Genomic DNA, 26,302 nt, shown 5'->3' with positions numbered 1-26,302 from the left:
GCCCGATGCCTAGCCTCCGCCCATCTCCGATCGCGCCGACCGTCGATTTCGACAAGGACGGCGTGCAACATGGTTTCCTGCGCCTGCCCTACAGCCGCGACGACTCGGCCTGGGGCTCGGTGATGATCCCGATCTGCGTCATCCGCAACGGCAAGGGGCCGGCCGCGCTGCTCACCGGCGGCAACCATGGCGACGAGTATGAGGGGCCGCTGGCGCTCTACGATCTTGCCCGCACGCTCGATCCCAAACAGGTCAGCGGCACGGTGATCATTGTGCCGGCGATGAACTATCCGGCCTTCCGCGCCGGCACGCGGACGTCGCCGATCGACAAGGGCAATATGAACCGCAGCTTTCCCGGCCGCCCCGACGGCACGGTGACCGAGAAGATCGCCGACTACTTTCAACGCGAACTGCTGCCGCGCGCCGACCTCGTCTTCGATTTCCACTCCGGCGGCAGGACGCTGGATTTCGTGCCCTTCTGTGCCGCGCACACGGTGCCCGACAAGGCACTGGAGCAGAAAGCCTTCGACGCGGTCGCCGCATTCGCGGCTCCGTTCTCGATGCGCATGATCGAGATCGACTCCGTCGGCATGTACGACACGGCGGCGGAGGAAATGGGCAAGGTCTTCGTCAGCACCGAGCTTGGTGGCGGCGGCACCTCGCGCGCACAGACGGTGCGGATTGCGCGGCGCGGCATCAGCAATGTGCTGCGTCATGCCGGCATTGTCGCCGGTGCAGTAGAGAAGAGCCCGACGCAGTGGCTCGACATGCCGTCGGGCGATTGCTTCTCCTTCGCCGAGGACGACGGCATGATCGAAACCATGGTCGATCTCGGCGAGCCTGTGAAAGAAGGCTCGGTGCTGGGGCGCATCCATTCCACCGGCCGCACCGGCATCGCTCCGCAGGAAATCCGGGCAAAAATGTCCGGCATTCTGGCGGCGCGGCATTTCCCCGGCCTGGTCAAAGCCGGTGACTGCGCCGCCGTCCTGGCCGTTTTGGTTTCATCGTGATTTCGCAGAGTACGCCGCGCGAATATCAGTCAGTCTGGATCCAGACCGACTTGGTCTCCAGATACTCGTGCAGATGCTCGATGCCGCCCTCACGGCCATAGCCGGACATCTTCATGCCGCCGAACGGCACCGCCGGGTCGATGGCATGGTACATGTTGACCCAGACCGAGCCGGCCTTGACGCGGCGGGCAAGCTTGTGCGCGGTGCCCAGATGCGTGGTGAAGATGCCGGCGGCCAGGCCATAGGGCGTCGCATTGGCACGCGCCACCGCTTCGTCGAGCGTGTCGAAGGGCATCGCCGAAATCACCGGGCCGAAAATCTCCTCGCGCGCGATGGTCATCTGGTCCGACACGGCGCCGAAGACCGTCGGCGCAATGAAGTTGCCGCCATCGTAGAGCTCGCCGGTCAGCCGCGAGCCGCCGGCGACCAGTTCGGCGCCTTCGTCGCTGCCGGCCCTGATATAGCCCTCCACCTTGGCTGCCTGCCTGGCATTGATGAGCGGTCCGATTTCCGTCTCGGCCTCGATGCCATGGCCGATTCGCAGTCTGCCGGCGAAATCGGCGAGCCGTCGGACGAACTCGTCATGGATTTCGCGCGCCACGAACAGCCGCGAGCCTGCAATGCAGATCTGGCCCGAATGCACGAACACCGCCATCGCCGCGATCGGAACAGCCTTGTCGATGTCGGCGTCGCGGCAGACGATGATCGGCGACTTGCCGCCGAGTTCCAGCGAAACGCGTTTGAGGTTGGCCACGGCTGCCCGCGCAATGGCCTGGCCGGTCAGCGTCGATCCGGTGAAAACGATCTTGTTGACGTCTGGATGTTCGGCGAGCCGCGCACCGGCTTCGGCCCCGGTGCCGGTGACGACGTTGACGACGCCGTCGGGCACGCCGGCTTCCTGCATCAGTTGCGCGATCAGCAGCGGCGTCAGCGACGCATCCTCGGACGGTTTCAGCACGATGGTGCAGCCCGTCGCCAGCGCCGGCGCGATCTTCCAGATCGAGGCGGCGGTCGGCGCGTTCCAGGGAATGATCGCACCAACGACGCCCACCGGCTCGCGCCGGGTGAAGGTGACGATCTCGCCGGGAATCGAATTGTCGATCGTCTCGCCATGCAGCGCCGTCGCCATGCCGGCATAGAAGCGCAGCATGCCGATGACGCGGCGCCGGTTAGCGAGCGTGCGCGTGATCGGCAGCCCCATATCCAGCGTGTCGGAAACGCTGAGCTCTTCCCAATGCGTCTCGAAGAGATCGGCGATCCTGAGCAGCACGCACTGCCGCTCGTAGGGCGAGAATTTGGACCATGGGCCTTCGAAGGCCGCGCGCGCGGCGGCCACCGCCGAGTCGATATCGGCAGCCCCGCCGCGCGGCACTGTCGCCAGCACCTCGCCTGTTGCCGGATTGAGTGCCTGCATGCCGTGGCCGGACTGCGCCGCGACCCACTTGCCGCCAATGAACATCGGTCGGAATTCGCCATGGTACAACGCCGTGGCCTTCGCCTTCGGGTCGAAGTTCAGCGTCATCTCTTCCTCCTCGCAATTCCGTGGCGACTATTACTCCCGCCGCCGACCTCAAACAAGGAAAGCTAAAGGGCGCTCAGATAATCAGGTTGTGCGCGTGACTTCCGATCACGCGAGCAACAAGAAACAGACAGCCGCTAGAGCATGATCCCGAAAAGTGGGAACCGGCTTTCGGAAAAGATCGTGCTTCGACAAACGGCATCTAGAAAAATCATCCGGCATCTAGAAAAATCATCGCGAGTTGTCGGAGCGCGTCGCTGAAAGCTCAACGAGGCAAGCCGATCATTGCCCACGGCGACCGCGATGCCGGCATTGCAGACGAGAGCGCAACAGGTAGTCGCCCGCCGCCACCCAGCGCTCACCCGCGGCCGGATCGATCGTTGGCCGTTCCAGCCGGCTTCACCGTGACAGAGGTTTCGCGCGCCGCTTCGCTGCAATCGCTGTTGGATGACTGCTCGCGGAAGCAAGATCGGTCAGCGGCCTCGCGACTTGCAAACATTGGCAGTTGAGCCGCAACGGACGGTGCCTGCATCGATCGAGCACGCCGGTCCGTCACTCCGGAAGTCCGGCCTTTCGGAAGCCATCGACGAAATGGTCGAGCGTGGCCGTGTCGCGGAACGGCTCCGTCTCGACCCAGTGGCGGGTGGTGAAATGTGGGTTCGCGACAAGGAACAGGTCGACCTCGGCGCGCGCCTCGTCGATCCGGCCGAGTTGCGCAAGGCTTGCCGCAAGGAAACGGCGCGAGCTTGTCCGATACGTCTCGTCCCGGCGCGTCGTCTCGACGGCGGCTTCATAGTCGCGCGCCGCATATTGCGCCTGGCCGAGCGTCAGATAGTACCAGCTTGCCGGAAACGGGTTCAGCCGGAACGCCTTGCTGATATAGTCGAGGCCGTCCTCGACGCGCCCGGCCAGGACCGCGATGTCGGACAATGTCGCCCAGGCATCGGCCTCGTTCGGGTCGAGCTCGAACGCCTTGGCAAATCCCACATCCGCTTCGTCGAATCTGCGCTCATAGGCAAGCAGGTTAGCAAGCACCCAGTGGCAGCCGGCATCGTTGGGATCGATCGCCACAGCCTTGCGCGCCAGTTCCAGGGCAAGGCCGCGGGCAGGCTCAATGGGCTCTCCCCAATGCACCCATCCCATCCAGTGGTTCATGGCAAGCCAGCGATAGGCTTCGGCATAGTCCGGATCGAGCGCAAGCGCGCGCGTCAGCAACAGATGCGCTTCGCGCGCCGTCTCCGGCGAGACGTCGATCAGGTTGCGGGCTCGCACGCACAGATCGTAGGCCTCGAGATTTCGGGGCCGGTTGCGCGGCAGCGGCGCGCGCAGCCGGCCAAGCAGCGCCTCGACGATCTTGGCCGTCACCTCGTCCTGAACGGCAAAAATATCTTCCAGGCCGCGATCGAAGCGGTCTGCCCACAAATGCTCGCCGCTCAGCGCGTCGACCAGCTGGGCGTTGATGCGCACGCGCCCGGCGGCGCGTCTGGCGCTGCCCTCCAAGAGATAGCGCACGCCAAGTTCCCTGGCGACCTCGCGCACATCCACCGCCTTGCCCTTGTAGGCAAAGGTCGAGTTGCGCGCGATGACGAACAGGCCGCCGATCCTCGACAGGTCGGTGATCAGGTCTTCGGTCAACCCGTCGGCGAAGGCTTCCTGCTCGGGGTCGTTGCTGAAATTGGCAAAGGGCAGCACGGCTATCGACGGTTTGGCGGGCAGCGGCAAAGCCTGTCGCTTCTCGTCGCCGAGCTGTTCGATGGCGCCGGCGAAGCGATAGCCGACGCGCGGAACGGTCGATATCCATTCTCCGCCGTTCGTGGCCGGACCCAGCAGCTTGCGCAATTGCGCAATCTGGACGGTGAGGTTGCCTTCCTCAACGGCGGTGCCTGGCCATGCCGCATCCATCAACTCGGCCTTGGCCACGATCTCGCCGGGCCGGGCGACGAGCGCCGCCAGCAGCTGCAGTCCGCGGTGGCCGGCGGCGACGGGAACTTGGTCCCGAAGGAGCGTTCCCGCACCCGGATCAAGCACGAACGGACCAAAGGCAAAGCGCGATCCCTGCATAACGCGCATCTATAGAGCAATTCCAGGAAAGGTGTGAAGGCGGTTTTCCCACGGGAAAGCGCGGAGCGCTTCACGGACGTATGGCGTCAAAACAAAGAGTTGAGCACCTCGTCGTTTCTATGAATCGGCGAGGTGCTCTAACTGCTTTGGAACTTTTGAGAACTATTTGGCTGCGCTTAATTACGGCGCCGTCCGCATGCGGCAGAATTCAACCTCTTTCAAGCCGAGGGCTGTCGCTCCTCAAACCGAATGGAGGTTGCCATGAACGATACCCTTGCTTCTGCTCGTGCAGCCTTGCCGGAAAAGGCGGTGTCATCGGGCCGGCGTCCGACGGGCCCGCGGGGCATGATCGCGGCCTGGCGCGAGCGGATACGCTTTCGCTGGGACCTCAAGCAGATGGCGGAGGCCAATCCGCACCTGATCCACGATATCGGTCTTACCAGACGCCAGGTCGAGGCCGAAATCGTCAAACGCTTCTGGCAAGTGTGAGCTGATGTCGCGGATAAGACCCGCCCGCCTGTTTGGGCGTACCGCGGCGTTTTGCCGGCATTTGCACTTGCCGGAACGTGCCGATCCTGCTTCGAAGTCGGCATGAGCGCCGAAGACGCGACGTCACCGCCGGAGAACCGCATCGCATGGGCCGCGATGGCCGGCATCATCGCGACAGTTACGGTGTTCGCCATAGCACAGGGGCTGACGTATCCGCTGCTCAGCTTCATCCTGGAACGGCAAGGGACGACACCGGGCCTTATCGGCCTCTCGGCCGCGATGACGCCTCTGGGTTTCATTGTATCATCGCTCTTCACGCCGGCGCTGGTCCGGCGGGTGGGTGCGGCCCGCCTTGCGGTTGTGTGTTCGATCCTGGCAGCAACCGTCCTGATCGCGATTGCCTGGACGCAGGATGTATGGGCCTGGATGCCGTTGCGCCTCCTGCTCGGCTTCTTTGCCAATCCGCTTTACGTGATCAGCGAAACCTGGCTGGTCTCGATCACACCCGCCGCACGCCGAGGCCGCATCATGGGCCTTTATTCGTCGATCGTTTCGGCCGGCTTCGGCCTCGGCCCGCTGTCGCTAGGCTTGGTCGGCACGCAAGGATGGCCGCCCTTCATCATCGGCAGCGCGGCTTTCCTGGTCTGCGGCCTGATCGTGCTTGCCGTCGCGCCGCGCCTGCCCGACATGCCGCGTGAGGGCGAAGCGGTGTCGGTCGGCGGCTTCTTCGCGCTGGCGCCGCTGCTCTTGTTCGCAGTCTTCACGGCTGCCGCCTTCGAGCAAGTCCTGCTTTCGCTGTTCGCGGTCTATGGTGCCGCGCTCGGCAGCACTGAGCAGCGCATCGCTTCGCTCATCACCTGTTTCATCGCCGGCAATGCCGTGCTGCAGGTCGTGCTTGGGCGCGCCGCCGAACGGTTTGGCTCGAAGCCGATGATGCTGTTCTGTGTCCTGGCTTGCCTGGCCGGTTGCCTGCTGTTGCCATTGCTCTTCGCTACATGGCTTATCTGGCTGCTCTTCTTCGTTTGGGGCGGTGTCTCGTTCGGGATCTACACGCTGTCACTGATCCAGCTCGGCGAGCGTTTCACCGGTCAAGCCTTGATCGCCGGCAATGCCGCCTTTGCGTTCGTATGGGGCACAGGCGGCATCGTCGGCTCCCCGGTGGCCGGGCTGGCGATGCAACTGACCGGACATCAGGGACTGCCATCGTCGCTTGGCATCCTGTGCTGCGTGCTGGTGGTGTTTCTGCTGACGGAACTACGGCGGGTTGACCGCGTTCAGGCGTAAGGCGTGCCTGCCATTGCTGCCTTCGGGCCGATGCTGCCCTTGTCGACAAGAGCGAGAAAGGCCGAACTCGCCTGGTCGCCGTCCTGGGTTTCTCGAAGCGTCCGATCCGCCTCGATGAACGCCACGGCCGCCAGGCGGGTGGGGTCTGCAGCATTACGCCCGGCGCCTTCGGATAGTGCCACATTAGGATATCCCAGCTCGTCGCGTTCGCTCGCGCCGACGCCGGCCCAGTGTTTCTGGACCAGCAATGTCTTCAGCTGCCATGTCTTCAAACCTCAATGTCAGGCGAAAACGCGGCCGCCGTAGAAACTCGGCGGCCGCCAATGGCGACGCTATATTCGCCCGAGAACAACCAGAATGATCACGATGATCAGCACCAGCCCGAGGCCACCGCCGCCATAGTAACCAGTGCCGTAGAACGGGCCGCCGCCGAGGCCGCTGAAGCCGCCGAGCAACGCGATGATCAGGATGATAATAAGAATGGTACCCAGGCCCATATGCCGTCTCCTTCGCTGCCGCGCCGTTCACGGCGCGGCTCGGAGAACTAAACTCCCAGCAAGCCTTCCTGTTCCCCGGCGATTTTCATCCGACGGCTAAGGAACGAAAGCCATCATGACGGCGTTTGCTGAGGTTCAGGCGCAAGCTGCGCGTGCATCGCGCGCCAGGCGGCGCGTAGAATTCAGAATTTACGCGGGATTGCCCTTTAGCCGGCCGGCCGCTCCTCCACCTGAACGCGCGGCAGGCGTGACGCCGGGCTTACGCTGGAAGGCGAGCTGAAACGTGTCGTCATCTGAAGCCGAATTGGTCGACGACGAGTTTGGGCCCCGCACCATTTCCAGTCGAGCTGAACCGGCAGCAGCTCACGTCGCCTTGCCGGCCGGCGCGCCTATGTCTTCCTCGGCAATATCGTCGAACGATGCGTAGTTCATGTTGTAGAGCCTGGCATAGAGGCCCTTGGCCGCCATCAGCTGCTCGTGATTTCCGCTCTCGACGATCTCGCCGTTCTGTAAGACGATGATGCGGTCGGCGCCGCGTATGGTCGCCAGCCGGTGCGCGATGACCAGCCCGGTGCGGCCTTCCAGCAGCGTGACCAGCGCTTTCTGGATCAGCATCTCGGTGTAGGAATCGATGCTCGCCGTGGCCTCGTCGAGCACCAGGATTTTCGCATCGGCGACCAGTGCGCGTGCAAAACTGATCAGCTGACGCTGGCCGAGCGAGAGATTGCCGCCGCGCTGTTCGAGCTCGGTGTCGTAGCCATCGGGCAGATGCTCGATGAAGTCGTGCGCGCCGACGGCCTGCGCCGCGCGCACCACCTCCTCGCGGGTAGCCGATGTCTTGTGGTAGCGGATGTTCTCCAGCACCGTGCCGGAAAACAGGAATGGCTCCTGCAACACCATCGCCACCTGGTCGCCGAGCGAATCCTGCGTCACGTCGCGCACGTCGTGGCCGCCGACCCGCACCTCGCCCGACCAGACATCATAGAAGCGGTGCACCAGCGCCATGCAGCTCGACTTGCCCGAACCGGTCGGGCCGACAAGCGCAACCGTCTCGCCCGGATTGACGCGGAAGGAGATGTTTTTCAGCACCGGCTGGTTCTGCCGGTAGCCGAAGGTGACGTTCCTGAACTCGACCGAACCGTCCATGTCGCGCGTCAGCGCCACCGCGCCTTGTTTGTCGCTAACGTCGACCGGCACGTCCAGCACTTCGGAGATGCGTTGGCCCGACGCCATGGCGCGCTGCATGACACTGTACTGCATGGTGAGCGAGCGGATCGGGTCGAAGAAGCGCTGGATGTAGAACAGGAACGCCACCATGACGCCGATGTCGAGGCTGTGCGACAGCACCATCGAACCGCCGACGACGATGACCGTCGCCATCGCAATGCCGGTCAGCGTGTCGACGATCGGCACCATCACCTGCGCATATTTGGCCGAGGTCAGGTGAGCCCTGAGATTGGCCAGCACCTTCTCGTCATAGAGGTCGAAATTGACGTGCTGGCGTTCGAGACTCTGCACAGTGCGCACGCCATGGATGCCTTCCGCCAGCGCCCCATTGGCAATCGAATTGGTTTCGTGCGCGGCCATGAAGGCGACCTTGGCGCGCGGCAGCCAGAACAGGCGCACGATGAACAGCGCCGGCATGGTCGACAGCGTCAACAGGCCGAGACGAAAATCGAGCCACAAAAGCACGCTGACAATGCCGAAAAGAAGCACGATGTCGCCCACCGACATGACCGATGTCTCGAGGAATTCCTGCATCGAATTGACGTCGCCCTGCAGGCGCGACATCAGCCGGCCCACCTCGGTCTTGTCCATGAAGCTCAGCGAGACGCGCTGCAGATGGCTGAACATGGCGCGGCGCAAATCCGACAGCACATTCTCGGCCACCTTGCCGACGACGCTTTCCTGGATATAGCTGGCGGCATAGTTGATCAGGATGATCAGGGCGAAGGCACCGATCGCCCAGTTCATGACGGAGCTGTCGGCCTTGCCCGCCGCCATGCCGTGGTCGATGGCGTAACGGATGACCAGCGGGATCGCCAATTGCGTCAGAGTGAACACCAAAACGGCGGCGACCGAGATGAAGATCCGGCCCTGATACGGTCTCACGAAGCTCCAGATGCGGCGCACGATGCGCGGATCGTAGACCTTGCCGAAGACCTCTTCCTCGTCGCGGTGCGAACCGACGACGGCCCTTGTGGGCCGCCGGCTGGTGTCTTCCTTCTGGTCGTCGTTCTGTGTCGACATCATGCGGCTCCCACCGCCACGGGCAAATCGTCGTCCGGCCGCAGCTGCAGGTCGTAAAGCGCGCGGTAGCGTCCACCCAGCGCCAACAATTCCTGGTGCGTGCCGCGCTCGGAGATGCGGCCATTCTCGACGAACAGGATCTGGTCGGCATGCATCAGCGAGCTCAGCCGGTGCGAGATGATCAGCGTCACGCGGTCCTTGGCGAAGCGCTTCATCGCGGTGCGGATTCGCTGCTCGGTGCCGGCGTCGACAGCCGCGGTGGAATCGTCGAAGACCAGCACCGAAGGCCGCAGCATCAGGGTGCGGGCGATGGTCAGGCGCTGCCGCTGGCCGCCGGAAAGCGATGAGCCGCGCTCGCCCACGACCGTGGTGTAGCCGGCCGGAAGCCCGATGATGTAATTGTGCAACTGGGCGTATTCAGCCGCCTGCCCGATGCGGGTCTCGCGCGCCCAGGGATTTCCATAGGCGATGTTGTTTTCGATCGAGGTGGTGAACAGGAAGGCGTCCTGCTGCACGACGCCGACCGCCTTGCGCAACGATTGCAGCGTGACCTCGCGTATATCCTGCCCGTCGATGGTGATCGCGCCTGACGTCACATCGTAGAAGCGCGGGATCAGATGCGCGATGGTCGACTTGCCGCTGCCAGGCGGGCCGACAATGCCGACGGTCTCGCCGGACCTGGCCTCGAAGGAAATGCCCGACAGCGCCGGCCGGCCGCCGGCGCCCGCGTAGCGGAAGCCGACATTGTCGAAGCGCAGCAAGCCTTCGGTGACCACGAGATCCTTGGCATCAGGCGCATCCTCGATGTCAAGTTCGGCGTCAAGCAGTTCGAACAGCCTTGTGCCGCAGGTCGAGGCGCGGGCGAACGAGTTGACCATCAGCCCGAGCTGGCGCACCGGCATCTGCAGGATGGTCATGAAGGTGAGGAACTGCGCCAGCGTGCCTACGCTGATCTGGCCCGCGATCACCTTCTGGCCACCGAACCACAGCACCAGGCCCATGGCCGCCAGGAAGGAAAAATTCATGGCGCTGGTGTTAGAGACGCGGATGTCGACGCGCTGGTCGGCAAGCTCCAGCGCCGACTTCTTGGCGCGGTCGAATTTTTCCAGCTCATGCCGCTGCGCCGCAAAGGCGCGCACGACGCGGATTCCGCCGAGGTTCTCGTCCATCACCCGGCTCAGCACTGACAGCCGCTCCTGCAGCGTCAGCCAGGTGCTGCGCAGCCTGAGCTGTGTGACCGAGGAGCGCCAGGCGACGAACGGCACGAAACTCAGACTGAGCAGCCCGAGCTCGAGATCGGTGCTGATCAGGAGATAGGAGCCGACGCCGATCAGCACGCCGAGCAGCACCACGCGCAATATGCCGGTGGAAAAGAACATGCGCACGCCGTCGAGGTCGAGCAGGCCAAGCGTAATCAGGTCGCCGGTATGCACCCGGTCATGGAAGGAGAAGCTCAGCCGCTGGATCTTCTCGTAGAAGGCCAGGCGCAGCTCATAGCCGGTGCGGTGGCCAACGGCCTCGCCATAATAATTCTGCGCCATGGTGAAGAGGCCGCGCAGAATGCTGACGACGAGCAAGGTGATCGCCGTCGTCCACAGCGCCTGCTCAGCCGCCGCGCCGCCGCCTCCAGCCATCACGCCTTGCGCCTGGTCGATGGCGTGGCCGAGCAGGCGCGGGATGAACAGCTGCAGCGTCGCGGCAATGAAGGTCGAGGCGATGGTGATCGCAACTTGCCAAGGATGGCGCAGCGTCATGCGCACGATGCGCAGCAGCGTGCTGAGGCCCTTGCCCCAGGACGCCTCCGCCACATGGGCAAACGATTTGCCGCGCATCGCTGCGCCGCGGGTTGCATCCATTGCCAAGGAAAATACCCAATCCGATCCGGACATTAGCCCAGACGAATGAAAACAGACTCAGTTTCAGATACCGCGATGGTACGCCTCGATTTTGACCGTTCAAGGGCCAATGGCGGTATCGCACTGTGCCTGAAAGGGGCTGATCGTCCGCGACCGCTTAAGCCCGTGTCGGCGTTAGAGGCGGCAGGCTCGTCACTTTAGGCCGATTGAAAAGATGCGAGCATGTGGGTTGCGCCAACCGCCATCATGCGTGACCTCGGCCAATGTGATCGGCTGCGGGACCGAGCGCAGTGAGCAGCGCCTTGCCGCTTTCCAGCGTCGCATTCTCATGCGGCGCGCGCAGGTTGAGCCAGCGTTTGTCGCCGGAGCGCACCGCCAGCACGGCCTTCATTGCCGGGATCAGGCCTGCATCCTGGATCACCTTGCGGAACGCCCTGATCGCGGCGTCCGCTTCCGTGACGTCTTGGCCGGCGATCGTCGCGTCGTAGAGGGCGCGGATGGCCGCAGCGTTGAGATTGACGGTCGCGGAGATACAGCCCGCAGCACCACTGGCGAGCCCCTTGGTCAGTTGCGCCTCCGAGCTGGGGAACACCGCGACGTCGGGTGCGGCGGCAATCACCGCCGCCGTGTTGTTCCAGTCGCCGGCGCTATCCTTGTAGGCGACGACCGTCTCTGGAAACGCCGCGCTCAACCGGGCGGTCAGGGCAGGGCTTACCGGCACGCCGGAGTTCTGCGGGATGTGGTAGAGGATCATCTTCAGCGCCGGGTTGGCCACCCTTTCGATCAGCTCGCTGTAGTAGCGCGCCTGGCCATCGTCCCCGGCGGCCGTGTAGAAGAACGATGGCAGCACCATCACGGCGGCGCAGCCGAGGCCGACCGCGTGCTTCGACAGTTCGACGGTTTCGGGCAGTGCGGTGACGCCGGTGCCGGGCATCATGCGCCCCGGCGAAATGCCTGATGCAACCAGCCATTCCAGCGCCTGCATGCGCTCGTCGAGCGAGAGCGACAGCGCCTCGCCCGTGGTGCCGAACGGCGACAGGAAATGCGCGCCCTGGCCCAGCGCCCATTTGGCGTGTGAGATCCAAAGGTCACGGGCAATGCGGCCATCGTTCTCGAACGGCGTCAGGATCGGGGCGATGGTTCCTTGCGGGCGGGGCATGTCGGTCCTTCCATCGGTGCTGGAAATCAGCTTGGCATAGAGCATACGTACGATGCGATCTGCCAGAGGCGATCTCTTGGGCCACCGCGCCGGCCGTGGGAAAACTTGCGGGTCATTGCCGCGAAATTCTGGCCCTTCGGTCTGCCGCAACCAGATGACGCCGGCGTCAATGGGTTGCAAATGGACCGGGGTTGCAAATGGACCGGGGTTGCAAATGGAACAGGGTTGCAAATGGACCAGCCAAGCCCGAAATGTCGAACAGAGACAGATCCGGAAACGGCATGCACCCACGATTGCTCAAGACCTTCCTCGCCGTGGCGCGGCACCGCAACATCACCCGCGCAGCGCGGGAGGTTCATCTGGCGCAGTCGAGCGTCAGCGACCAGATCCAGTCGCTGGAAAGCGAACTTGGTGTCGTCCTCTTCATCCGCTCGCGCCACGGCCTCGACCTGACAACGGCCGGCGACGCGCTGAAACCCTATGCGGAAGAGATTCTGCAACTGGCGGAGGAGGCGCGTATTGCCGTCGAGTCAACGACGGGAATGACCGCCGGAACGGTTACGGTCGGCGCGCTGGAGACGATTGCGACCGTCAGACTTCCGCAATGGCTGGCGGCCTTTCGAGGCGACCACCCGGAGATCGGTCTGCGGCTGAAAATCGCCGGCAGCGATGCCCTGCTGCGGCAGCTCGAAGAGAGCGAGATCGACGTCGCCTTCTGTTTCGACAAGGGCGGTCTGGACGAACGTCTGGCCCGGCGCACGATATCGGCCGAGCCGCTGGTCCTTGTCGCATCAGCTGAGCATGCGGCCGCATCGCGACAGAACGACCTAACCGCGCTCGCCGCGATGAGTTTCGTGGTGACGGAAACCGGATGCGTCTACCGGCATCTGTTCGACACTGCCTTTGCCGAGATTGCAGCGCCAGAACTTGCCGCCGAAGTCGGCAGCATCGGCGCCATTGGGGGCCTGGTGGCGACTGGTGTCGGCGTGAGCCTGGTGCCGCGGCTGGCCGTTGCCGACGCGCTCGATCGCGGCGAGATCGTCGAATTGCCATGGCCGGGTCCGGCCCGCACGGCGTCGCTGGTCATGATCTGGCGCCGCCGGCGCGTCCAGCCGCCGGCGCTGAAACTGCTGCTGGCGGCCGCGGCCAGGAATTTCGCTGCGCTCAGATCAGCCGGTGACCGCCCTCGACATGCAGAACCGTCCCTGTCGTAAAACCGTTGCCCATCAGAAAGGCGATGGCATCGGCAATGTCGTCCGGCTGTCCGACGCGGCCGACCGGCAGGCGCCTGGCCATTGCATCGAGCGTCTCGTGCTTCTTGTCGCCGGCCACAAAACTCCAGATCGGCGTGTCGACCCAGCCCGGCGAGACGGCGTTGACACGGACCGGCGCCAGCTCGACCGCCAGCGCCCGCACCAACCCTTCCAGCGCAGCGTTGACGGCGGCAACGACCGAGCCGCGCGCCGCCGGCCGGTAGGCGGCAATGCCTGAGGTGAAGGTGATGGAGCCGTTGGCCGAAAGCTGCGGCGCGCCATGCTTGGCGAGCAGCAGCGGCCCGTAGAATTTGCTTTCGACGACCCGCTGCGCCGCCTTCAGGTCGACTGAAGGCAATAGCTCATAGGCGCCTTCGATGTCGGCGGCGGTGCTGACGATATGGTCGAGCCGGCCAATTCGCTTGAACAGGTCAGCGACCTGATCCTCCCTGGCGATATCGGCCGCGACGGCGCTCAAAGCGGAAGGGTTCTGCAGCGCCTCGCCGGCACGCTTGAGCCTGGCTTCACTGCGGCCGACGATGATGACTTCGGCGCCTGAGACCAGGCACCGCCTTGCCAACGCCAGCCCCATTCCGGAGCTGCCGCCAACGATAATGATTTTCGATTTTGCGATGTCTGCCATGTTTCCGTTCCTGTCCTGAACCGCTCCGGGCGAGAGTTCGCAGACCGGCGGCAGGAGTGGAAACGGAAGAAAGCGATAGTGCCATCGGAGGCTCCGATGGCACTATCGTCGATAGGAACCGGCGCCGGCCACTCCGTCGAGTGGCCCGCCTGTCAATGAAGTGCGCTCAGTAGCCGACGGTAAAGCGCTGCTTGATATGCGCCGGCTTTTCGATCTCGTCGGCCATGACGATGGCATAGTCCTCGAAGGAAATGCTGCTGCCTTTGTCTGACGTCAGCAGCGTGTCCTTGCCGATGCGGTATTTGCCGGTGCGCTCGCCGGCGACGAACAGCGCCGAAGGCGACAGCAAGGTCCAGTCGAGATCGTCGACCGTCCGCAGCGTGTCGAGGAAGTCGGCGCCCTTCTGCGCCTCGGCCTTGTAGATATCAGGGAAGGTCGGCGTGTCGACCAGGCGCTTGCCGGGCGCAACCTCAAGGCTGCCGGCGCCGCCGACGACGAGGTAGCGTTTGACGCCGGAAGCACGCACGGCTGCGATGAGCGTATCGGGATCGCTGTCGAGGAAATGCACCGAGGAGATCACCGCGTCATGACCCTTGATCAGGGCGGCAAGGCCATCCTTGTCGAAGACGTCGCCCTTCTTGGCAATCACGCCCGGAAGTGCCGCGATCTTGTCTGGATGCCGGGCAATGGCGGTGATGCTGTGACCGCGATCGGAGAGTTCCTTGAGCAGGCGCGAGCCGACCTGGCCGGACGCGCCGATAAGTGCGATTTTCATGGGGATTTTCCTTTCGTCTGGGGAGAATTTCGTCTGGGGAGAATTTCTGGGACTACGCCGCCTCGATGTGAGCGACGAGATTGTCGTAGCTGCCGAACAGCGCGTTGGCGCCGATCAGGCGCGGCGCCGTTTGGCCGATCACCGCGAGCGCGGGAACGCCATTGGCATGCAGCCGCTGGAACAATGCCCGCCCGCGGCTGACCAGGTCGTCATGCTTCGCCAGAAACGCCTGCGTCGGCGCTTTCAAAAGCTTTGCCGCGTCGCTCATGCCGGCGTCGGCCAGTACCGCGGCGACGCCGTCAACCGTCACAATATCGCGGCCGTCGACGTAGCGGGCATGCTGGATCGCCTTCAGTGCCGCAAATCGCTGGCGCCAGTCGTCCAGTCCGGCGGCGTTGATGCCCATGGTGGCAGCGGAAGAATCGAGCAAGGTGCCGCTGACATTGAGCACATTGTCGAGATAGGCCTGACTGAAGCGCTGTCCGCTCAGCCGCGCGATGCGCTGGTCATTGTCCCAGGCATGGGCGGCAAAACCTGCATCCAGCGGCCGCGCGCCCGCACCGGAGAAAAGCCCCACCGGCAACAGATCGAGTGCGGCCCCGCCGGCGGCCAGTCGATCCAGCATCGGCGTGGCGCCATAGCACCAACCGCAGAGCGGGTCGAAAAGATAGGTTAGGGTTGCATTGGTCATGGCGGCCTCATTCTGTTGCCCGATAGATGACAGCTGGACCGCTTGCGAAAAATAGCGATCAATCATACAAACTGTCTGATAAAATCAGACAATGAGCGGCCTGTGACCGAACTCCTCAATCTCAACCGGCTCGTCTACTTCGCCACCGTGGTGGAGACCGGCTCGTTCACGGCCGCTGCCGACCGTCTCGATGTTGCCAAGGCTGTGGTCAGCCATCAGGTCGGCAAGCTCGAAGAAGAGCTTGGCGCTACGCTGTTGCGGCGCACGACCCGGCGCGTGACGGCGACCGAAGAGGGTCGTCTGTTCTATGACCGGACCGCGATCATCCTGCGCGAGGCGGAGGCAGCCTATGGCGACATTTCGCAGCGAGCGGCGCAGCCGACGGGGACGCTGCGGCTGACGGCGCCGCTCGATTATGGCGAGAAGGTCGTGGCGCCGACCATCGCCGCCTACATCAGAAAATACCCGAAAATGCGGGTCGAGACGATCTTCGACGATGCGGTCAGCAACCTGGTCGACGAGCAGATCGATCTTGGCATCCGCGTCGGCTGGCTTGCCGATTCCAGCAATCTGGCGCGGCGGCTGGGCAGCCTGCAGCAATTCGTCGTCGCCAGCCCGGAACTGGCCGCCAGGCTGCCTGGGGAAGCCAGCCCCAGGCAGGCGAAGTCGCTGCCCTGGGTCGGCAACGCCCAGTTGCGCGGGGTCGGCCAATGGCTGTTCTCGAGGGGCACGGAAACGGTGCTGGCCGAACTCAACCCCGTCGTCAGCTGCGACAAGACACCAGGCGTGCTGTCCTGCGTGCTGGCCGGCATCGGCCTCGGCATCTTTCCGGATTACAGTGTCGCCGACGACATTGCGCGCGGCCGGCTGGTGCGGGTGTTCGCGGACTGGACCTTGCCGTCCGGTGGCATCCATGCCGTCTTCCCGCCGGCGCGCTTCAGGCCGGCCAAGGTGCGCGCTTTCGTCGACCTCCTGGTTGCAGCCGAACGGCGGCGCGCGCGCAGTGCGGGCTGATTTCGGCACCGGCCGGCAATGCCGGCGAGGGAACCTTTGTTCGGCAGGCGCTTTTGGATATGCTGCGATTCCGAACCGTCAGAAGGGGTACTGCCGATGACCACCAAGATCTTTGCGACCTGCATGCTCGCTCTCGCTGTCGGCTGCAGCCTGTCCACAGCGGCTGTCGCCAAAGACAAGCATCGCCATCGTCAGCCAGAACCCGAACGCTACGTCCCCGCCCATCGCGACCTCATCTACGCCCTGTTCGGCGGCCCGCGCTACTATGACAAAATGCTGATCACCACGGCGGCCGGCCCGTGCTCTTACGACCGGGTCGGGCCGGACGCGAATGCGCTGAACAAGGTCAACGATCACCATTGCGGAAAGTAGATTGGTCCCAAAGGCGGGGTCCTGCGTCCCAGGGTTACCGGATGACGGCCGCCGCGAACACGATAGAGACAGTCGATGACCGCTGGTGAGAAATGGTCTCCGTCCGAAAAGAAAGTCGCCCGCACTGCCTATGACGCAGCGCTGAAGGTGGCGCTCGACAAGACGTTGGCTGAACTCAAGAGCAGGGCCCACGTTGCGGCAACGCCTTCCCAAATATGGGATGTCGAAGACTTTCTGCGGCAGCAGCGACGGAAGATCAACCAGATGTTCGACTATCGCTATTCACAGCTAATACAGGTCTTCGCCAATCTCATCCGGCAAGGTTATCTCGAGGAGAATCTCCTTGTTGGCTTGTCGGAAGACAAGCGGCAAACGATCCGAAAATACGCCAGCTGGAATCGCGAAGGGTAGGGGTCCTCTTCGGGGACCTTGGCGCTGCATTCAAACTGGACCATTCACCATCTTCGCGCGCGCCGCGCAGCTCGAGTTCAGCCATGGCGTGCCTCCGTGGCATCGGCTGTCGCGCCTCTGTCCTTGTCGTCCTGCGCCATCGCCAGCGGCGCACCCGGTTCGCCTTCCCACAGGATCAGGCTGGCGGCGCCGATCAGCCCGGCCCGGTCGCCGAGTTCAGCCTGCACGATCGGCACGTCGCGATAGGCCGGCATCGCCCGCTGCTGGATGACCGCTCTGATCGACGGTGCCAGAAGGTCGAACCCGTTGGAAAGGCCGCCTCCCATGACAATCAGATCGGGCGAATAGAGATGAAGCAGGTTGGTGAAGCCGATGCCCAGCCATTGTGCTTCCGCCTCGATCAGGTCGAGAGCGTTGGCGTCGCCGGCCTTGGCAGCCTCTACGACATGCCTGGCCGAGACGTCGCCGTCATTTGACAGCCGTCGTAAGAGCGAGCCGTCGCCCGGCGCGGTCAGTCGCGTGGCGCGGCGGCCGAGCGCGGTTCCGGAGGCAACGGCCTCGAAGCAGCCGATGGCGCCGCAAAAGCAGCGGTCGCCTTCACCGGTGATGGTCATGTGGCCGATCTCGGCCGCCAGTCCGCGCCTGCCGTGATAGATGTGGCCATCGGCGACGACGCCGCCGCCAATGCCGGTCGATACGGTCACGAACACCAGCGATCCGCTGCCACGTCCGGCGCCAAAACGCCATTCGCCGAGCGCCGCCGCATTGGCGTCATTCTCCAGCCGCACCGGCAAGCCGAAATGCTGCCCCAGAATGTCGATCAGCGGCACGTCGTGCCAGCCGGCCAGCGTCGGCGGCGCAATCACGATCCCCGCCTTGGGGTCGAGCGGTCCCGGTGCTCCGACGCCGATGCCGGCGACCTTTGCCTGCGGGTGTTCCCTAAGCAGCGTGCCTGCCAGAGCGACGATCTGGCCGATCACCGCCTCCGATCCCGCACCGGCAAGCGTCGGCGCTGAAGCATGGGCGACGATATTGCCATCGCTTTCGACCAGCGCACCGCGCAGCGCCGTGCCGCCGAGATCGAAGGCGAGCGCAATCTTGTTCATCAGGCGGCGACCTCCAGCCCGTGCAGCCAGGCCATGCGCCGGGCAAGGTCGGGATCGCCGAAGGCCAGCGAGCCCAGCACCACGGTCTGCGCACCTGCGGCGCGCAGCAAAGGCACTGTCTCATGGCGGATGCCGCCATCGGCGGCGAGCACGATGTCGGCCTCGCGGCCGGCTTTGCGCATCAGCGCGCGCGCCTCGATCAGGCGCGGACACGCTTGATCGGACAGGCTCTGGCCCTTGACGCCGATGGAAGTGCCGAGCAGCGTCACGAACGCCACTTCCGGCAGGAAGGGCGTGACGGCCGCGACCGGTGTTTCCAGCCGCAGCACCACGCCGGCCTCGGCCCCGAGTTCACGCGCCAGTTTCACGGCGCGCAGACCGGTCTCGCCGTTTTCGGCGTGCACACTGATCAGGTCGGCGCCGGCCTCGATGAACTGGCGCGTCTGTTCCTCGACGATCTCGGCTTCGACCATCAAATGGACATGGATAGGCTTTGCGGTGAGCTTGGCGATGTGCGCCACCAGGTCCGGGAAGAACAGGAAGCCAGGGGTGAAGCGGGCATCGGCGACGTCGATATGATGGACATCGGCATGGGTCTCGATGCGCTTCAAATCGCGCTCCATATTGGCGAGGTCGGCCGACCACAGCGAAAACTCGCCGATAAGCCGGTTGCGCGGCAGGGCGGCAATTGCGGCGGGGCCGGACAGGGGCTTGTTCGTCGTCATCGTCTCAGGCTCCGTAGCCGCGCATTGTCTGGCGGTTGGTTTTGACGGCGCCGGCAGGGTCGGCGGCGGCCGTTTCGGACTCTTCCTCCAGCACCAGCCAGCCGTTGAAATTGGGTGCAGCACCAGCGATCTCGATCACCTTCGCCGTGTCACAGACGCCCTTGCCGAGCATCGCCCAGGTTCCATTCGCGTCGACATCCTTCAGATGCACATAGCGGATGCGGTCGCGATAAGTGGTGAGCGTATCCGCCATGTCCTGGCCGCCGCGCAAGATGTGGCCGGTGTCCGGCACCCAGCCGACCAGCGAGGCGTCGACCAGCCCGAAGATGCGATCATAGTCGGCGCGGTCGAACAGCAGCGTGTTGTGATGCGAGCTTGGATGCACCGCGACCTGGACGCCGGCCTCGCGCCCGAGCTCGCCGGCTTTGTTGTAGACCTCGGCGGCGATGGCAAACTTGTCGTCGCGCGGCCCGTCGGAAACGATCGTGGCCGAGCCCATCGACACCAGCGCGCCGGGAAAGGCGGCGGCGAAGTCGATCCAGCGTTTGGCGGTCTCCAGGTCGGCGCCGATCTCATCCCTAAGCGTGAAACCGCTCTTGGAGCCGAAGGCGAAGGAGACGAGCGTCAGCCCGGATGACTTCAGCGCGGCGGCGAACTCCGTTGGCTTGCCGGCATAGCGGCCGATCATCGTGTCGGTGATCTCGATGCCGGCATAGCCGCCATGGGCGATCGCCTTGAGCAGATCGTCCGGGCTGCCGGCAAAACGGTCGCCGAGCATTTCCCAGGTAAAGGTCTGGCAACCGACTTTCAGGTCTTTCACGGTCATCCTTTCGTTTCTTGATTCCACTCTCCGTTGGAGGGACATCCTATTTGACCGACCCTGCGGTCATGCCGGCGAGGAAGAACCTCTGGGCAACCAGGTAGATGACCAGGAGCGGCAGCGAGCCGAGCACGCTCATCGCCATCATCTGGTTCCATTCGAAGGCGTGTTGTCCCATCAACAGCTGGATGCCGATCGGGACGGTGCGCATGGACGTTGACTTCGTCAGCGTCAGCGCAAAGAGAAATTCGTTCCAGCACAACAGGAAGGTGTAGACCGACGTCGCCACGATACCGGGCAGTGAAATCGGCACGATCACCCGCCACAGCGCGGTCCAACTGGTGCCGCCGTCGACAGCCACCGCTTCATCGAGGTCGCGGGGCAAGGTGTTCAGATATCCCGTCATCAGCAGGATCGCATAGGGCAGCGTAAACACCAGATAGGTCAGGATCAGCGCGACATAGGTGTCGAAGATGCCATACGAGACGACAAGCCCGAAAAAGGGGATCAAAAGCGTGATCGGCGGGATCGTCTGCGTGCTGATGATGAGAGTGTTGAGGCTGCCCTTGCCGCGGAAATTGAAACGGCTGAACCCATAGGCTGCCAGCAAGGCGATCAGCACCGTCAGCACGGTCACCGCTCCGGCGACGAAGTAGCTGTTGAAGAAGAAGCGCAGCTTTACCGGATCACCAAGGATGGCCGCATACGCTTCCAGCGTGAAGGCCTTCGGCAGGACGGTTGGCGGCAGGGCGAAGATTTCGGTATTCGACTTGAACGAGCTGCTCAGCATCCAGTAGATCGGGAAGGCCGCGAACAAGAGGCCTGCGGCAAGCGCGACATGGAGCGCGGCGGTGATCAGCCTGTCTTTCGGTGTGTGTCTTTTCCTCATGTGACTACCGAGCCTTTTGATAGCGGATGTAGAATAGCGTCAGGCCGAGAGAGATCAGCAGGATGACCACGGCGCTCGCCGAGGCCTGCGACAGGTTGTAGCTCGAAAACGCCAGCTTGTACGTGTAGGTGCTGAGGACCTCGGTCGAGTAGATCGGACCGCCACCCGTCGTTATCCAGATCAATGGAAAGACCTGCATGGTCCAGATGAAGTCGAGCAGCGAGATGCTGATGATGATCGGCATCAGCTGCGGAATGGTGATGAAGATCAGCTTCTGGTAGGCCTTCGCGCCGTCGATATCGGCGGCCTCGTAGAAATCCTTGGGAATGCCCTGCAAGCCTGCGAGCAGGCTGACCATGAAAAGCGGGTAGCCCGCCCAGATATTGGCGAAGGTGACGGCGTGCAGCGCGGTCGCGGGCGAGGAAAACCACTCGACCTTGGAACCGATGATGCCGATCTGCATGAGAACACTGTTCACGACACCATTCGGCTCAAGCAGCAGGCGCCAGATCACCGCGATAATCACCGCGGTGAACAGCCAGGGCAGTATGTACAGCACGCGCAGGATGTTGCGCAGCGTCGGATTGATGCGGTCGCTGTTCAGCATGAGTGCGAAGACCATGCCGATGGTCATATGGAAGACGACACTCATGCAGGTGAAGTAGAGCGTGTGCCACAGCGAGGCCCAGAACACCGGATCGGCAAAGATCGCCTGGTAGTGTTTCAGTCCGGCAAAGGACGGATCGCGACGCAGCACCGCGCTGTTCTGGAACGAATAGCCAATCACCGTCACCATCGGCAGCAGCATCAGAAGGCCGATTATGAGGAGCGATGGTGACAGATAGAGATAGGGTGCGACCGCTCGTTTCAGTCGATGGTGGGAGCGCTGCTGCCCGGTCATGTGCGACCCCTGGGATGTGCCTTCAGGAGGAAGGTGCGCTTCAAAAACAGGTCCATCTCAAATTGCCGATCCGTTGTTGACGGGTGGCCTGGCCGAGGCCGGGACACCCGGTGGAAGATAGCAAACGGGCAATGGGCCGCTCAGAATTTCGCCATCCAGCCCTTTTGAGCGTTGGTTGCGGCTTGTTCCGGAGACTGCTCGCCGGCAAGCATCTTCTGAGCCTCCACGTCGAACTGGGTCATCAGGTCTTCAGCCACCGGCAGGCCCGTGAACTCGTTGGCGAGATAGCCGGTCTTGAAGATTTCGAAAGCCTTGGCGAAAGCCTTGTCCGAGGTCACGAAATCGGGCTTGGCGTTGACGTTCCCCGGGAAGGCGTTTGCAAGCGACACGAGCTTGGCATTCACCTTCTCGCTCATCAGATATTGGACGAGCTTCCAGGCTTCATCCTGATGTTTCGAGGCGGCGGAGATGCCGATGCCCCAGGAGGCATAGGGAAGGCCGCGCTTGCCGTTGTAGTCCGCCACTACTGGGACCGGGATGAGGTCGAAGTTCAGCTTGGGATTGCGTTTGCGGATGAGGTTCACATGCGCAAGCGAGTCGATCATCATTCCGGCCCGATCGTTGACGAATTCCTCGACCTTTTCCTGCTCGGTCTTGGTGGCAATGCCGGGCGAGATGACGCCGGCGTCGTTCAGCGATTTGACGAAGGTGAGCATATCGACGACCGGCTTGCCCTCGAGAGCCGGCTTGCCTTCAACCATCATCGATTGACCCGAGGCCCAGACCCACGACATCAGGTCGTTCTGGACACCGGACGGCGTTTGCAGCGACAGCGGCAGCACCCAGCCATACTGGTTCTTGTCGGCATGGGTCATCTTCTTGGCGGCTTCGAGAAACTCCGCGCGGGTCGACGGCAGCTTGGTGACGCCTGCCTGGGCGGCGAGGTCCAGATTGACGAAGACCGGATAGACGAACGAAGCCACGGGAAACATCACCGCCTTGCCGTCCACCTTGATGATATCCGCGACCTGGGTCTTGTCGAACCCGCTCGCATCCATCATCGGGTTCATGTCGGCCAGCGCACCCTGCGCGTTCAGATTGTTCACCCAGGCGCCGTCGAGACCGACGACGTCGCTAAGCGTTCCGGTTGCGGCGCCGACCGAGATCTGGTCTCGCGTGGTCGCATAGGGACCGCTGACCAGCGTCACCTTGATGCCGGGGTTTGCAGCCTCGAAGTCGTTCATGATTGCCCTGAGCGATCCGGCCGGCAATTCGGGCTCCCACCATTGGGTGAATTCCAGCGTCGTGTCCGCCATGGCGCCGGTTGCACCAAGCAACCATGCGGCCGCGGCTATTTTCAGCATCGCGGGTCGTATCCGAAACATCATTTTCTCCTCCTTCTTCAAGATCGGCCGCACAATGCGGACGATCGTCTGTTCATTCAGAAGCCTTCTTGTATCTTCCGCAGGCACCTCGCTCCCGCCCGCGGTCTTCCGCAGATCTTCAGATCGCCAGATGCGTTTCGGGATCGAAGAAATGGAACTTGGCATCATCCACGGCCAACCGGATCTCCGAGCCGGAGCGGACGGCGCTGATCGGCTCGAACCTCGCCACCGCGTTCGACGCCAGGCCGAAATCGTCCACCGCATCCGGATCGCCGGAGTCCACCCGGACCGCGTCGATGTTCATGTGGACGATCTGTTCGGAGCCGAGTTCCTCGATCGAGGTCACCCTGGCCGGTATCGTCTGATACTTGCGACCGGATTCAAGGCTGCTGTCATAAAGATCCTCCGGTCTGATCCCGAACACGACCTTGCGCCCCGCATACGACCTCAAGGCCGGCCTGCGCACGAAGGCTGCATCCTGCAGCCGGACGGCGAAGTCGCGAAAAGCGAGCTCGCCGCCCTTCAGGGTCGCCTCGAAAAGGTTCATCGAAGGAGAGCCGATGAAGCCGGCAACGAAGGCGTTAACCGGCGATTCATAGAGCCTCTTGGGTGTGTCGACCTGCTGCAGCACACCGCCTTTCAACACCGCGACTCTGTCGCCCATCGTCATCGCTTCGATCTGATCGTGGGTCACGTAAATGGTCGTGACGCCGAGCTGCTTTTGCAGGCTGGTGATTTCGGCGCGCATTTGCACACGCAGTTTCGCATCCAGATTGGAAAGCGGCTCGTCCATGAGAAAGGCGGCCGGCTCGCGCACCATGGCGCGGCCCATGGCAACCCGTTGACGCTGCCCGCCTGACAGGTTCGCGGGTTTGCTGTCCAGCAAAGACGTCAGCTGAAGAGTTTTGGCGATCTCGTCCACGCGCTTCTTGCGCTCGGCCTTCGGCTTGCCTGCCAGCCGCATCGAAAAGGCGATGTTTTCGGATACCGTCATATGCGGGTAGAGCGCGTAGCTCTGGAACACCATCGCGATGTCGCGGTCCTTGGGCGGCATGTCGACGACGTCGACCCCGCCGATCCGAAGGCTGCCGCTGGTGATGTCTTCCAACCCCGCGATCATTCGCAACGCCGTGGATTTGCCGCAGCCGGAAGGCCCGACGAGGATCAAGAACTCGCCGTCCTTGACCGACAGGTTCAACTGGTCGATTGCGCGAAAACTGTTCCCGTAGGTTTTGCAGATCTTCTCAAGAATGACTTCTGCCATATTCCTCCCTCCACAAGTATAAGCCCTGATTTTTATGATTCTCCTGGGCTTGTGTTCGCCTGCGAAATGTTTCGTCGGATCGTTTCAGGTCATGCTCCAGCATCCACATGCGCATTTTTCAGGTCGACTGCTGACGGCGCGTTCGCCGATGCCAGGAGTTGCGTGACCTGCTCCTCGGTCGGAAGCGCCTCGCGCCCGCCACGCCCCGTTATCGAAACGGCCGCCGCCGCGGCCGCGAATGCGATCCGGCCCGCGGTGTCGGCTCCGCGCGTCAACGCATGGGCATAGGCGCCATGAAAGCAGTCACCCGCGCCTGTGGAGTCGACGACCGCAACCCGGTGCGGGGGCAGGTGCCAGAGACCTGTCTCTTCACGGCCGCGATAGTACACACCCCTGCCGCCATCGGTCAGAACCACCGCGGACCGCGACGGCAACCACAAGGCATCGAGCATCTCGGCAGGCGATCGGCGCCCCGTGGCAGTCCGTGCAAAGCTAAGTGGAAGAATGAGATGGTCGCAGAGCGCGATCAGCCGCTCCGTGGCGGGGCCGCTGCTCCATTCGATATCGCCGAGGATCGCAAGGCCGAGATCGCGAGCCCGAGCCACGACATCCAGAGACCCGGTCGCATAGCTATCTACGATCAGGACGGTTGCGCGGCTGAGGATATCGTCCGGAAAGTCCGGAGCGGTGCCCAGCATCGCATCGTCGTCATACGCGATGAACCTTTCCCCGTCCGAGCCGACGGTGATCCGCGAGTGCACCGGGCGCGCGTCGGGATGGCGCGGCGCGAATGCGGTTTCAATACCGCTCGCCACGAGATCGAGCTGCACCGCGTTGTCCGCGGCACTGGCCAGCCATCCGACGAACCCGGCGGTTCCGCCGAGCCGCGCGACGGCGGCCAGCGCCGTCGCGACATTTCCCCCGAAGGCGCGGGTACTTTGCAGAACCTTACCCTTGCCCGCCGACAATGGCTGATCGACGTAGACGATGTCGTCGATCGCAATAGCGCCGAAGCCGAGGATTGAGGGGATGGTGGGCATCGTTCAGGCGCCCGCCTTCGCCAGGGCGTCTTGCGCCGAAAGGCCGTCATGGATGACGCCGCGAAAGGCAAGCGCTGCCTTCTCCGGATCGCCGTGCCCCCAGAGATTGCGGCCGACCACGGCGCCGCGCGCGCCGGCACGGATGGCGTCCGCCGTCTGCTGAAGCGCGCCGAGCAGCGTATCGGTCTTTGGACCGCCCGCGATGACAACCGGCACCGGGCAGGTCCGGACGGTCTCCCGGAACGACTCGAAATCGCCGGTGTAGCCGATTTTGATCACGTCGACGCCGGACTCGTAACCGATGCGCGCCGCATAGGCGATCTCGTCGGGCGTGAAGACGATCTTTGCCCCGTCGGTGAAATCGCGAGGGTAGATATGCGCCACCACAGGCATGCCGTAGCGGGCCGCCGCATTCACCGAATCGGTCAGCCAGCGTATGTATTTGCCCTCCGTCGCGCCGCGCACCGGAATGGCCACGGCCAACGCATCGGCCCCCGCGCGCACCGCGTCCTCGGGCGTTGCGATCAACTCGCTGATGCGATCGTCCGCAGTGAAGCAGCCCGCCTGAATCACCAGGGAAGCTTTGCCCGCATATTGCGGCCACAGATGGCGCGCGGTGCCAGGCTGGATGCTGACGTAGTCGGGTTTGCCCGCCATGACGCGTGCGAGCGCACCCGGCAGGTCGGCAAGGCCGCCTTTGCGCACGTCGCCATAGCCGACGAAGTGGTCGACCGCGCCGCCAAAAAGGTTCCCCGATGGATGCGAGAAGAGGCGCGCGAGGCGCACCTTGGTTCCTAGGCTCATGAGTCCAAAATTCCCTGATCGGTTGATTTAAAAATGCTCGATCCAGTGTTTCCGAAAGAAAAAAGAAAAACAATCTTTCGAAAG

Annotated in this window: 26 protein-coding genes; 7 read left to right on the top strand and 19 right to left on the bottom strand. The window is 63.4% G+C overall.

The window, feature by feature from the left end; translation table 11 throughout:
- Positions 1–5: 5 nt before the first annotated feature.
- On the top strand, positions 6–1,010 hold the full coding sequence (gene doeB, locus ACYG9R_RS05050; RefSeq protein WP_023823547.1) for a N(2)-acetyl-L-2,4-diaminobutanoate deacetylase DoeB: 1,005 nt from the start codon (positions 6–8) through the stop codon (positions 1,008–1,010).
- Positions 1,011–1,035: 25 nt separating this feature from the next.
- Here doeB and ACYG9R_RS05045 read toward each other — a convergent pair whose 3' ends face one another.
- Together ACYG9R_RS05045 and ACYG9R_RS05040 are read right to left on the bottom strand one after the other, a co-directional pair.
- Positions 1,036–2,532 (bottom strand): aldehyde dehydrogenase family protein, encoded by a 1,497-nt coding sequence (locus tag ACYG9R_RS05045; RefSeq protein WP_023823546.1) that lies wholly within the window; start codon positions 2,530–2,532, stop codon positions 1,036–1,038.
- Positions 2,533–3,081: 549 nt separating this feature from the next.
- The gene (locus ACYG9R_RS05040; protein WP_031194617.1) at positions 3,082–4,599 is read right to left on the bottom strand and encodes a winged helix-turn-helix domain-containing tetratricopeptide repeat protein; all 1,518 of its coding nucleotides are present in this window, start codon (positions 4,597–4,599) and stop codon (positions 3,082–3,084) included.
- Between the two features lie 252 nt (positions 4,600–4,851).
- Between ACYG9R_RS05040 and ACYG9R_RS05035 the strand changes: the two genes are divergently transcribed.
- Positions 4,852–5,079 carry a DUF1127 domain-containing protein gene (locus tag ACYG9R_RS05035; RefSeq protein ID WP_023823545.1) on the top strand — a complete coding sequence of 76 codons (228 nt, stop codon included), beginning with the start codon at positions 4,852–4,854 and terminating at the stop codon, positions 5,077–5,079.
- 102 nt (positions 5,080–5,181) lie between these two features.
- Positions 5,182–6,363 (top strand): MFS transporter, encoded by a 1,182-nt coding sequence (locus ACYG9R_RS05030; RefSeq protein ID WP_023823544.1) that lies wholly within the window; start codon positions 5,182–5,184, stop codon positions 6,361–6,363.
- Here ACYG9R_RS05030 and ACYG9R_RS05025 read toward each other — a convergent pair.
- The 5 genes from ACYG9R_RS05025 to ACYG9R_RS05005 form a co-directional block, all read right to left on the bottom strand.
- A complete protein-coding gene (locus ACYG9R_RS05025; protein ID WP_352738642.1) occupies positions 6,354–6,611 on the bottom strand; it encodes a hypothetical protein in 258 nt (85 codons plus the stop codon). The two genes, ACYG9R_RS05030 and ACYG9R_RS05025, sit on opposite strands and share 10 nt — an antisense overlap.
- An 84-nt stretch (positions 6,612–6,695) precedes the next feature.
- Positions 6,696–6,860: a DUF3309 family protein gene (locus tag ACYG9R_RS05020; RefSeq protein ID WP_023667887.1), complete on the bottom strand. Its 165-nt coding sequence runs from the start codon at positions 6,858–6,860 to the stop codon at positions 6,696–6,698.
- A 363-nt stretch (positions 6,861–7,223) separates the two neighbouring features.
- Entirely contained in the window at positions 7,224–9,110 is a 1,887-nt protein-coding gene (locus ACYG9R_RS05015; RefSeq protein WP_023726296.1) for an ABC transporter ATP-binding protein, read from the bottom strand.
- On the bottom strand, positions 9,110–10,942 hold the full coding sequence (locus ACYG9R_RS05010; RefSeq protein WP_245260393.1) for an ABC transporter ATP-binding protein: 1,833 nt from the start codon (positions 10,940–10,942) through the stop codon (positions 9,110–9,112). The genes ACYG9R_RS05015 and ACYG9R_RS05010 overlap by 1 nt, the downstream gene beginning before the upstream one ends.
- Positions 10,943–11,210: 268 nt before the next feature.
- A complete protein-coding gene (locus ACYG9R_RS05005) occupies positions 11,211–12,125 on the bottom strand; it encodes a dihydrodipicolinate synthase family protein (protein ID WP_023738384.1) in 915 nt (304 codons plus the stop codon).
- Between the two features lie 281 nt (positions 12,126–12,406).
- On the opposite strand from ACYG9R_RS05005, the gene ACYG9R_RS05000 reads away from it, so the two are divergent.
- Positions 12,407–13,339 (top strand): LysR family transcriptional regulator, encoded by a 933-nt coding sequence (locus ACYG9R_RS05000; protein WP_023738385.1) that lies wholly within the window; start codon positions 12,407–12,409, stop codon positions 13,337–13,339.
- Here the strand turns inward: ACYG9R_RS05000 and ACYG9R_RS04995 are convergent.
- The 3 genes from ACYG9R_RS04995 to ACYG9R_RS04985 all read right to left on the bottom strand — a co-directional run bounded on the left by ACYG9R_RS04995 (position 13,290) and on the right by ACYG9R_RS04985 (position 15,487).
- Positions 13,290–14,021, bottom strand: coding sequence for an SDR family oxidoreductase (locus tag ACYG9R_RS04995; protein WP_023709993.1), 732 nt, complete (start codon positions 14,019–14,021; stop codon positions 13,290–13,292). The genes ACYG9R_RS05000 and ACYG9R_RS04995 overlap by 50 nt on opposite strands.
- A 166-nt stretch (positions 14,022–14,187) precedes the next feature.
- Complete coding sequence (locus ACYG9R_RS04990) at positions 14,188–14,796, bottom strand: NAD(P)-dependent oxidoreductase (RefSeq protein ID WP_023738386.1); 609 nt, start codon at positions 14,794–14,796, stop codon at positions 14,188–14,190.
- Positions 14,797–14,848: 52 nt separating this feature from the next.
- Positions 14,849–15,487 carry a DsbA family protein gene (locus ACYG9R_RS04985; RefSeq protein ID WP_023823542.1) on the bottom strand — a complete coding sequence of 213 codons (639 nt, stop codon included), beginning with the start codon at positions 15,485–15,487 and terminating at the stop codon, positions 14,849–14,851.
- Positions 15,488–15,589: 102 nt separating this feature from the next.
- Between ACYG9R_RS04985 and ACYG9R_RS04980 the strand changes: the two genes are divergently transcribed.
- The 3 genes from ACYG9R_RS04980 to ACYG9R_RS04970 all read left to right on the top strand — a co-directional run bounded on the left by ACYG9R_RS04980 (position 15,590) and on the right by ACYG9R_RS04970 (position 17,284).
- Positions 15,590–16,501: a LysR substrate-binding domain-containing protein gene (locus ACYG9R_RS04980; protein ID WP_023699792.1), complete on the top strand. Its 912-nt coding sequence runs from the start codon at positions 15,590–15,592 to the stop codon at positions 16,499–16,501.
- Positions 16,502–16,597: 96 nt separating this feature from the next.
- Positions 16,598–16,873, top strand: coding sequence for a hypothetical protein (locus ACYG9R_RS04975; RefSeq protein WP_023729215.1), 276 nt, complete (start codon positions 16,598–16,600; stop codon positions 16,871–16,873).
- A 75-nt stretch (positions 16,874–16,948) separates the two neighbouring features.
- Positions 16,949–17,284 (top strand): hypothetical protein, encoded by a 336-nt coding sequence (locus tag ACYG9R_RS04970; protein WP_023823541.1) that lies wholly within the window; start codon positions 16,949–16,951, stop codon positions 17,282–17,284.
- A gap of 77 nt (positions 17,285–17,361) precedes the next feature.
- On the opposite strand, the gene ACYG9R_RS04965 is transcribed toward ACYG9R_RS04970, so the two are convergent.
- The 9 genes from ACYG9R_RS04965 to ACYG9R_RS04925 all read right to left on the bottom strand — a co-directional run bounded on the left by ACYG9R_RS04965 (position 17,362) and on the right by ACYG9R_RS04925 (position 26,218).
- The gene (locus tag ACYG9R_RS04965) at positions 17,362–18,390 is read right to left on the bottom strand and encodes an ROK family protein (RefSeq protein ID WP_023823540.1); all 1,029 of its coding nucleotides are present in this window, start codon (positions 18,388–18,390) and stop codon (positions 17,362–17,364) included.
- Positions 18,390–19,115 carry a ribulose-phosphate 3-epimerase gene (locus ACYG9R_RS04960; RefSeq protein ID WP_027050141.1) on the bottom strand — a complete coding sequence of 242 codons (726 nt, stop codon included), beginning with the start codon at positions 19,113–19,115 and terminating at the stop codon, positions 18,390–18,392. The genes ACYG9R_RS04965 and ACYG9R_RS04960 overlap by 1 nt, the downstream gene beginning before the upstream one ends.
- A 4-nt stretch (positions 19,116–19,119) precedes the next feature.
- Entirely contained in the window at positions 19,120–19,941 is an 822-nt protein-coding gene (locus ACYG9R_RS04955; protein WP_023823538.1) for a sugar phosphate isomerase/epimerase family protein, read from the bottom strand.
- Positions 19,942–19,981: 40 nt separating this feature from the next.
- A complete protein-coding gene (locus ACYG9R_RS04950) occupies positions 19,982–20,824 on the bottom strand; it encodes a carbohydrate ABC transporter permease (protein ID WP_023745614.1) in 843 nt (280 codons plus the stop codon).
- A gap of 4 nt (positions 20,825–20,828) precedes the next feature.
- A complete protein-coding gene (locus ACYG9R_RS04945; protein ID WP_023823537.1) occupies positions 20,829–21,725 on the bottom strand; it encodes a carbohydrate ABC transporter permease in 897 nt (298 codons plus the stop codon).
- Positions 21,726–21,865: 140 nt separating this feature from the next.
- The gene (locus ACYG9R_RS04940) at positions 21,866–23,113 is read right to left on the bottom strand and encodes an ABC transporter substrate-binding protein (RefSeq protein WP_460221810.1); all 1,248 of its coding nucleotides are present in this window, start codon (positions 23,111–23,113) and stop codon (positions 21,866–21,868) included.
- Positions 23,114–23,228: 115 nt separating this feature from the next.
- Complete coding sequence (locus ACYG9R_RS04935) at positions 23,229–24,374, bottom strand: ABC transporter ATP-binding protein (RefSeq protein WP_023686996.1); 1,146 nt, start codon at positions 24,372–24,374, stop codon at positions 23,229–23,231.
- A gap of 89 nt (positions 24,375–24,463) precedes the next feature.
- Complete coding sequence (locus ACYG9R_RS04930) at positions 24,464–25,414, bottom strand: PfkB family carbohydrate kinase (protein ID WP_023823535.1); 951 nt, start codon at positions 25,412–25,414, stop codon at positions 24,464–24,466.
- 3 nt (positions 25,415–25,417) lie between these two features.
- Positions 25,418–26,218, bottom strand: a complete 801-nt coding sequence (locus tag ACYG9R_RS04925) for a beta/alpha barrel domain-containing protein (RefSeq protein WP_023692211.1) — start codon at positions 26,216–26,218, stop codon at positions 25,418–25,420.
- Positions 26,219–26,302: the final 84 nt, after the last annotated feature.

This window comes from Mesorhizobium sp. RSR565B (genome assembly GCF_054719465.1).
This window is presented reverse-complemented; position numbering and strand designations above follow the sequence as displayed.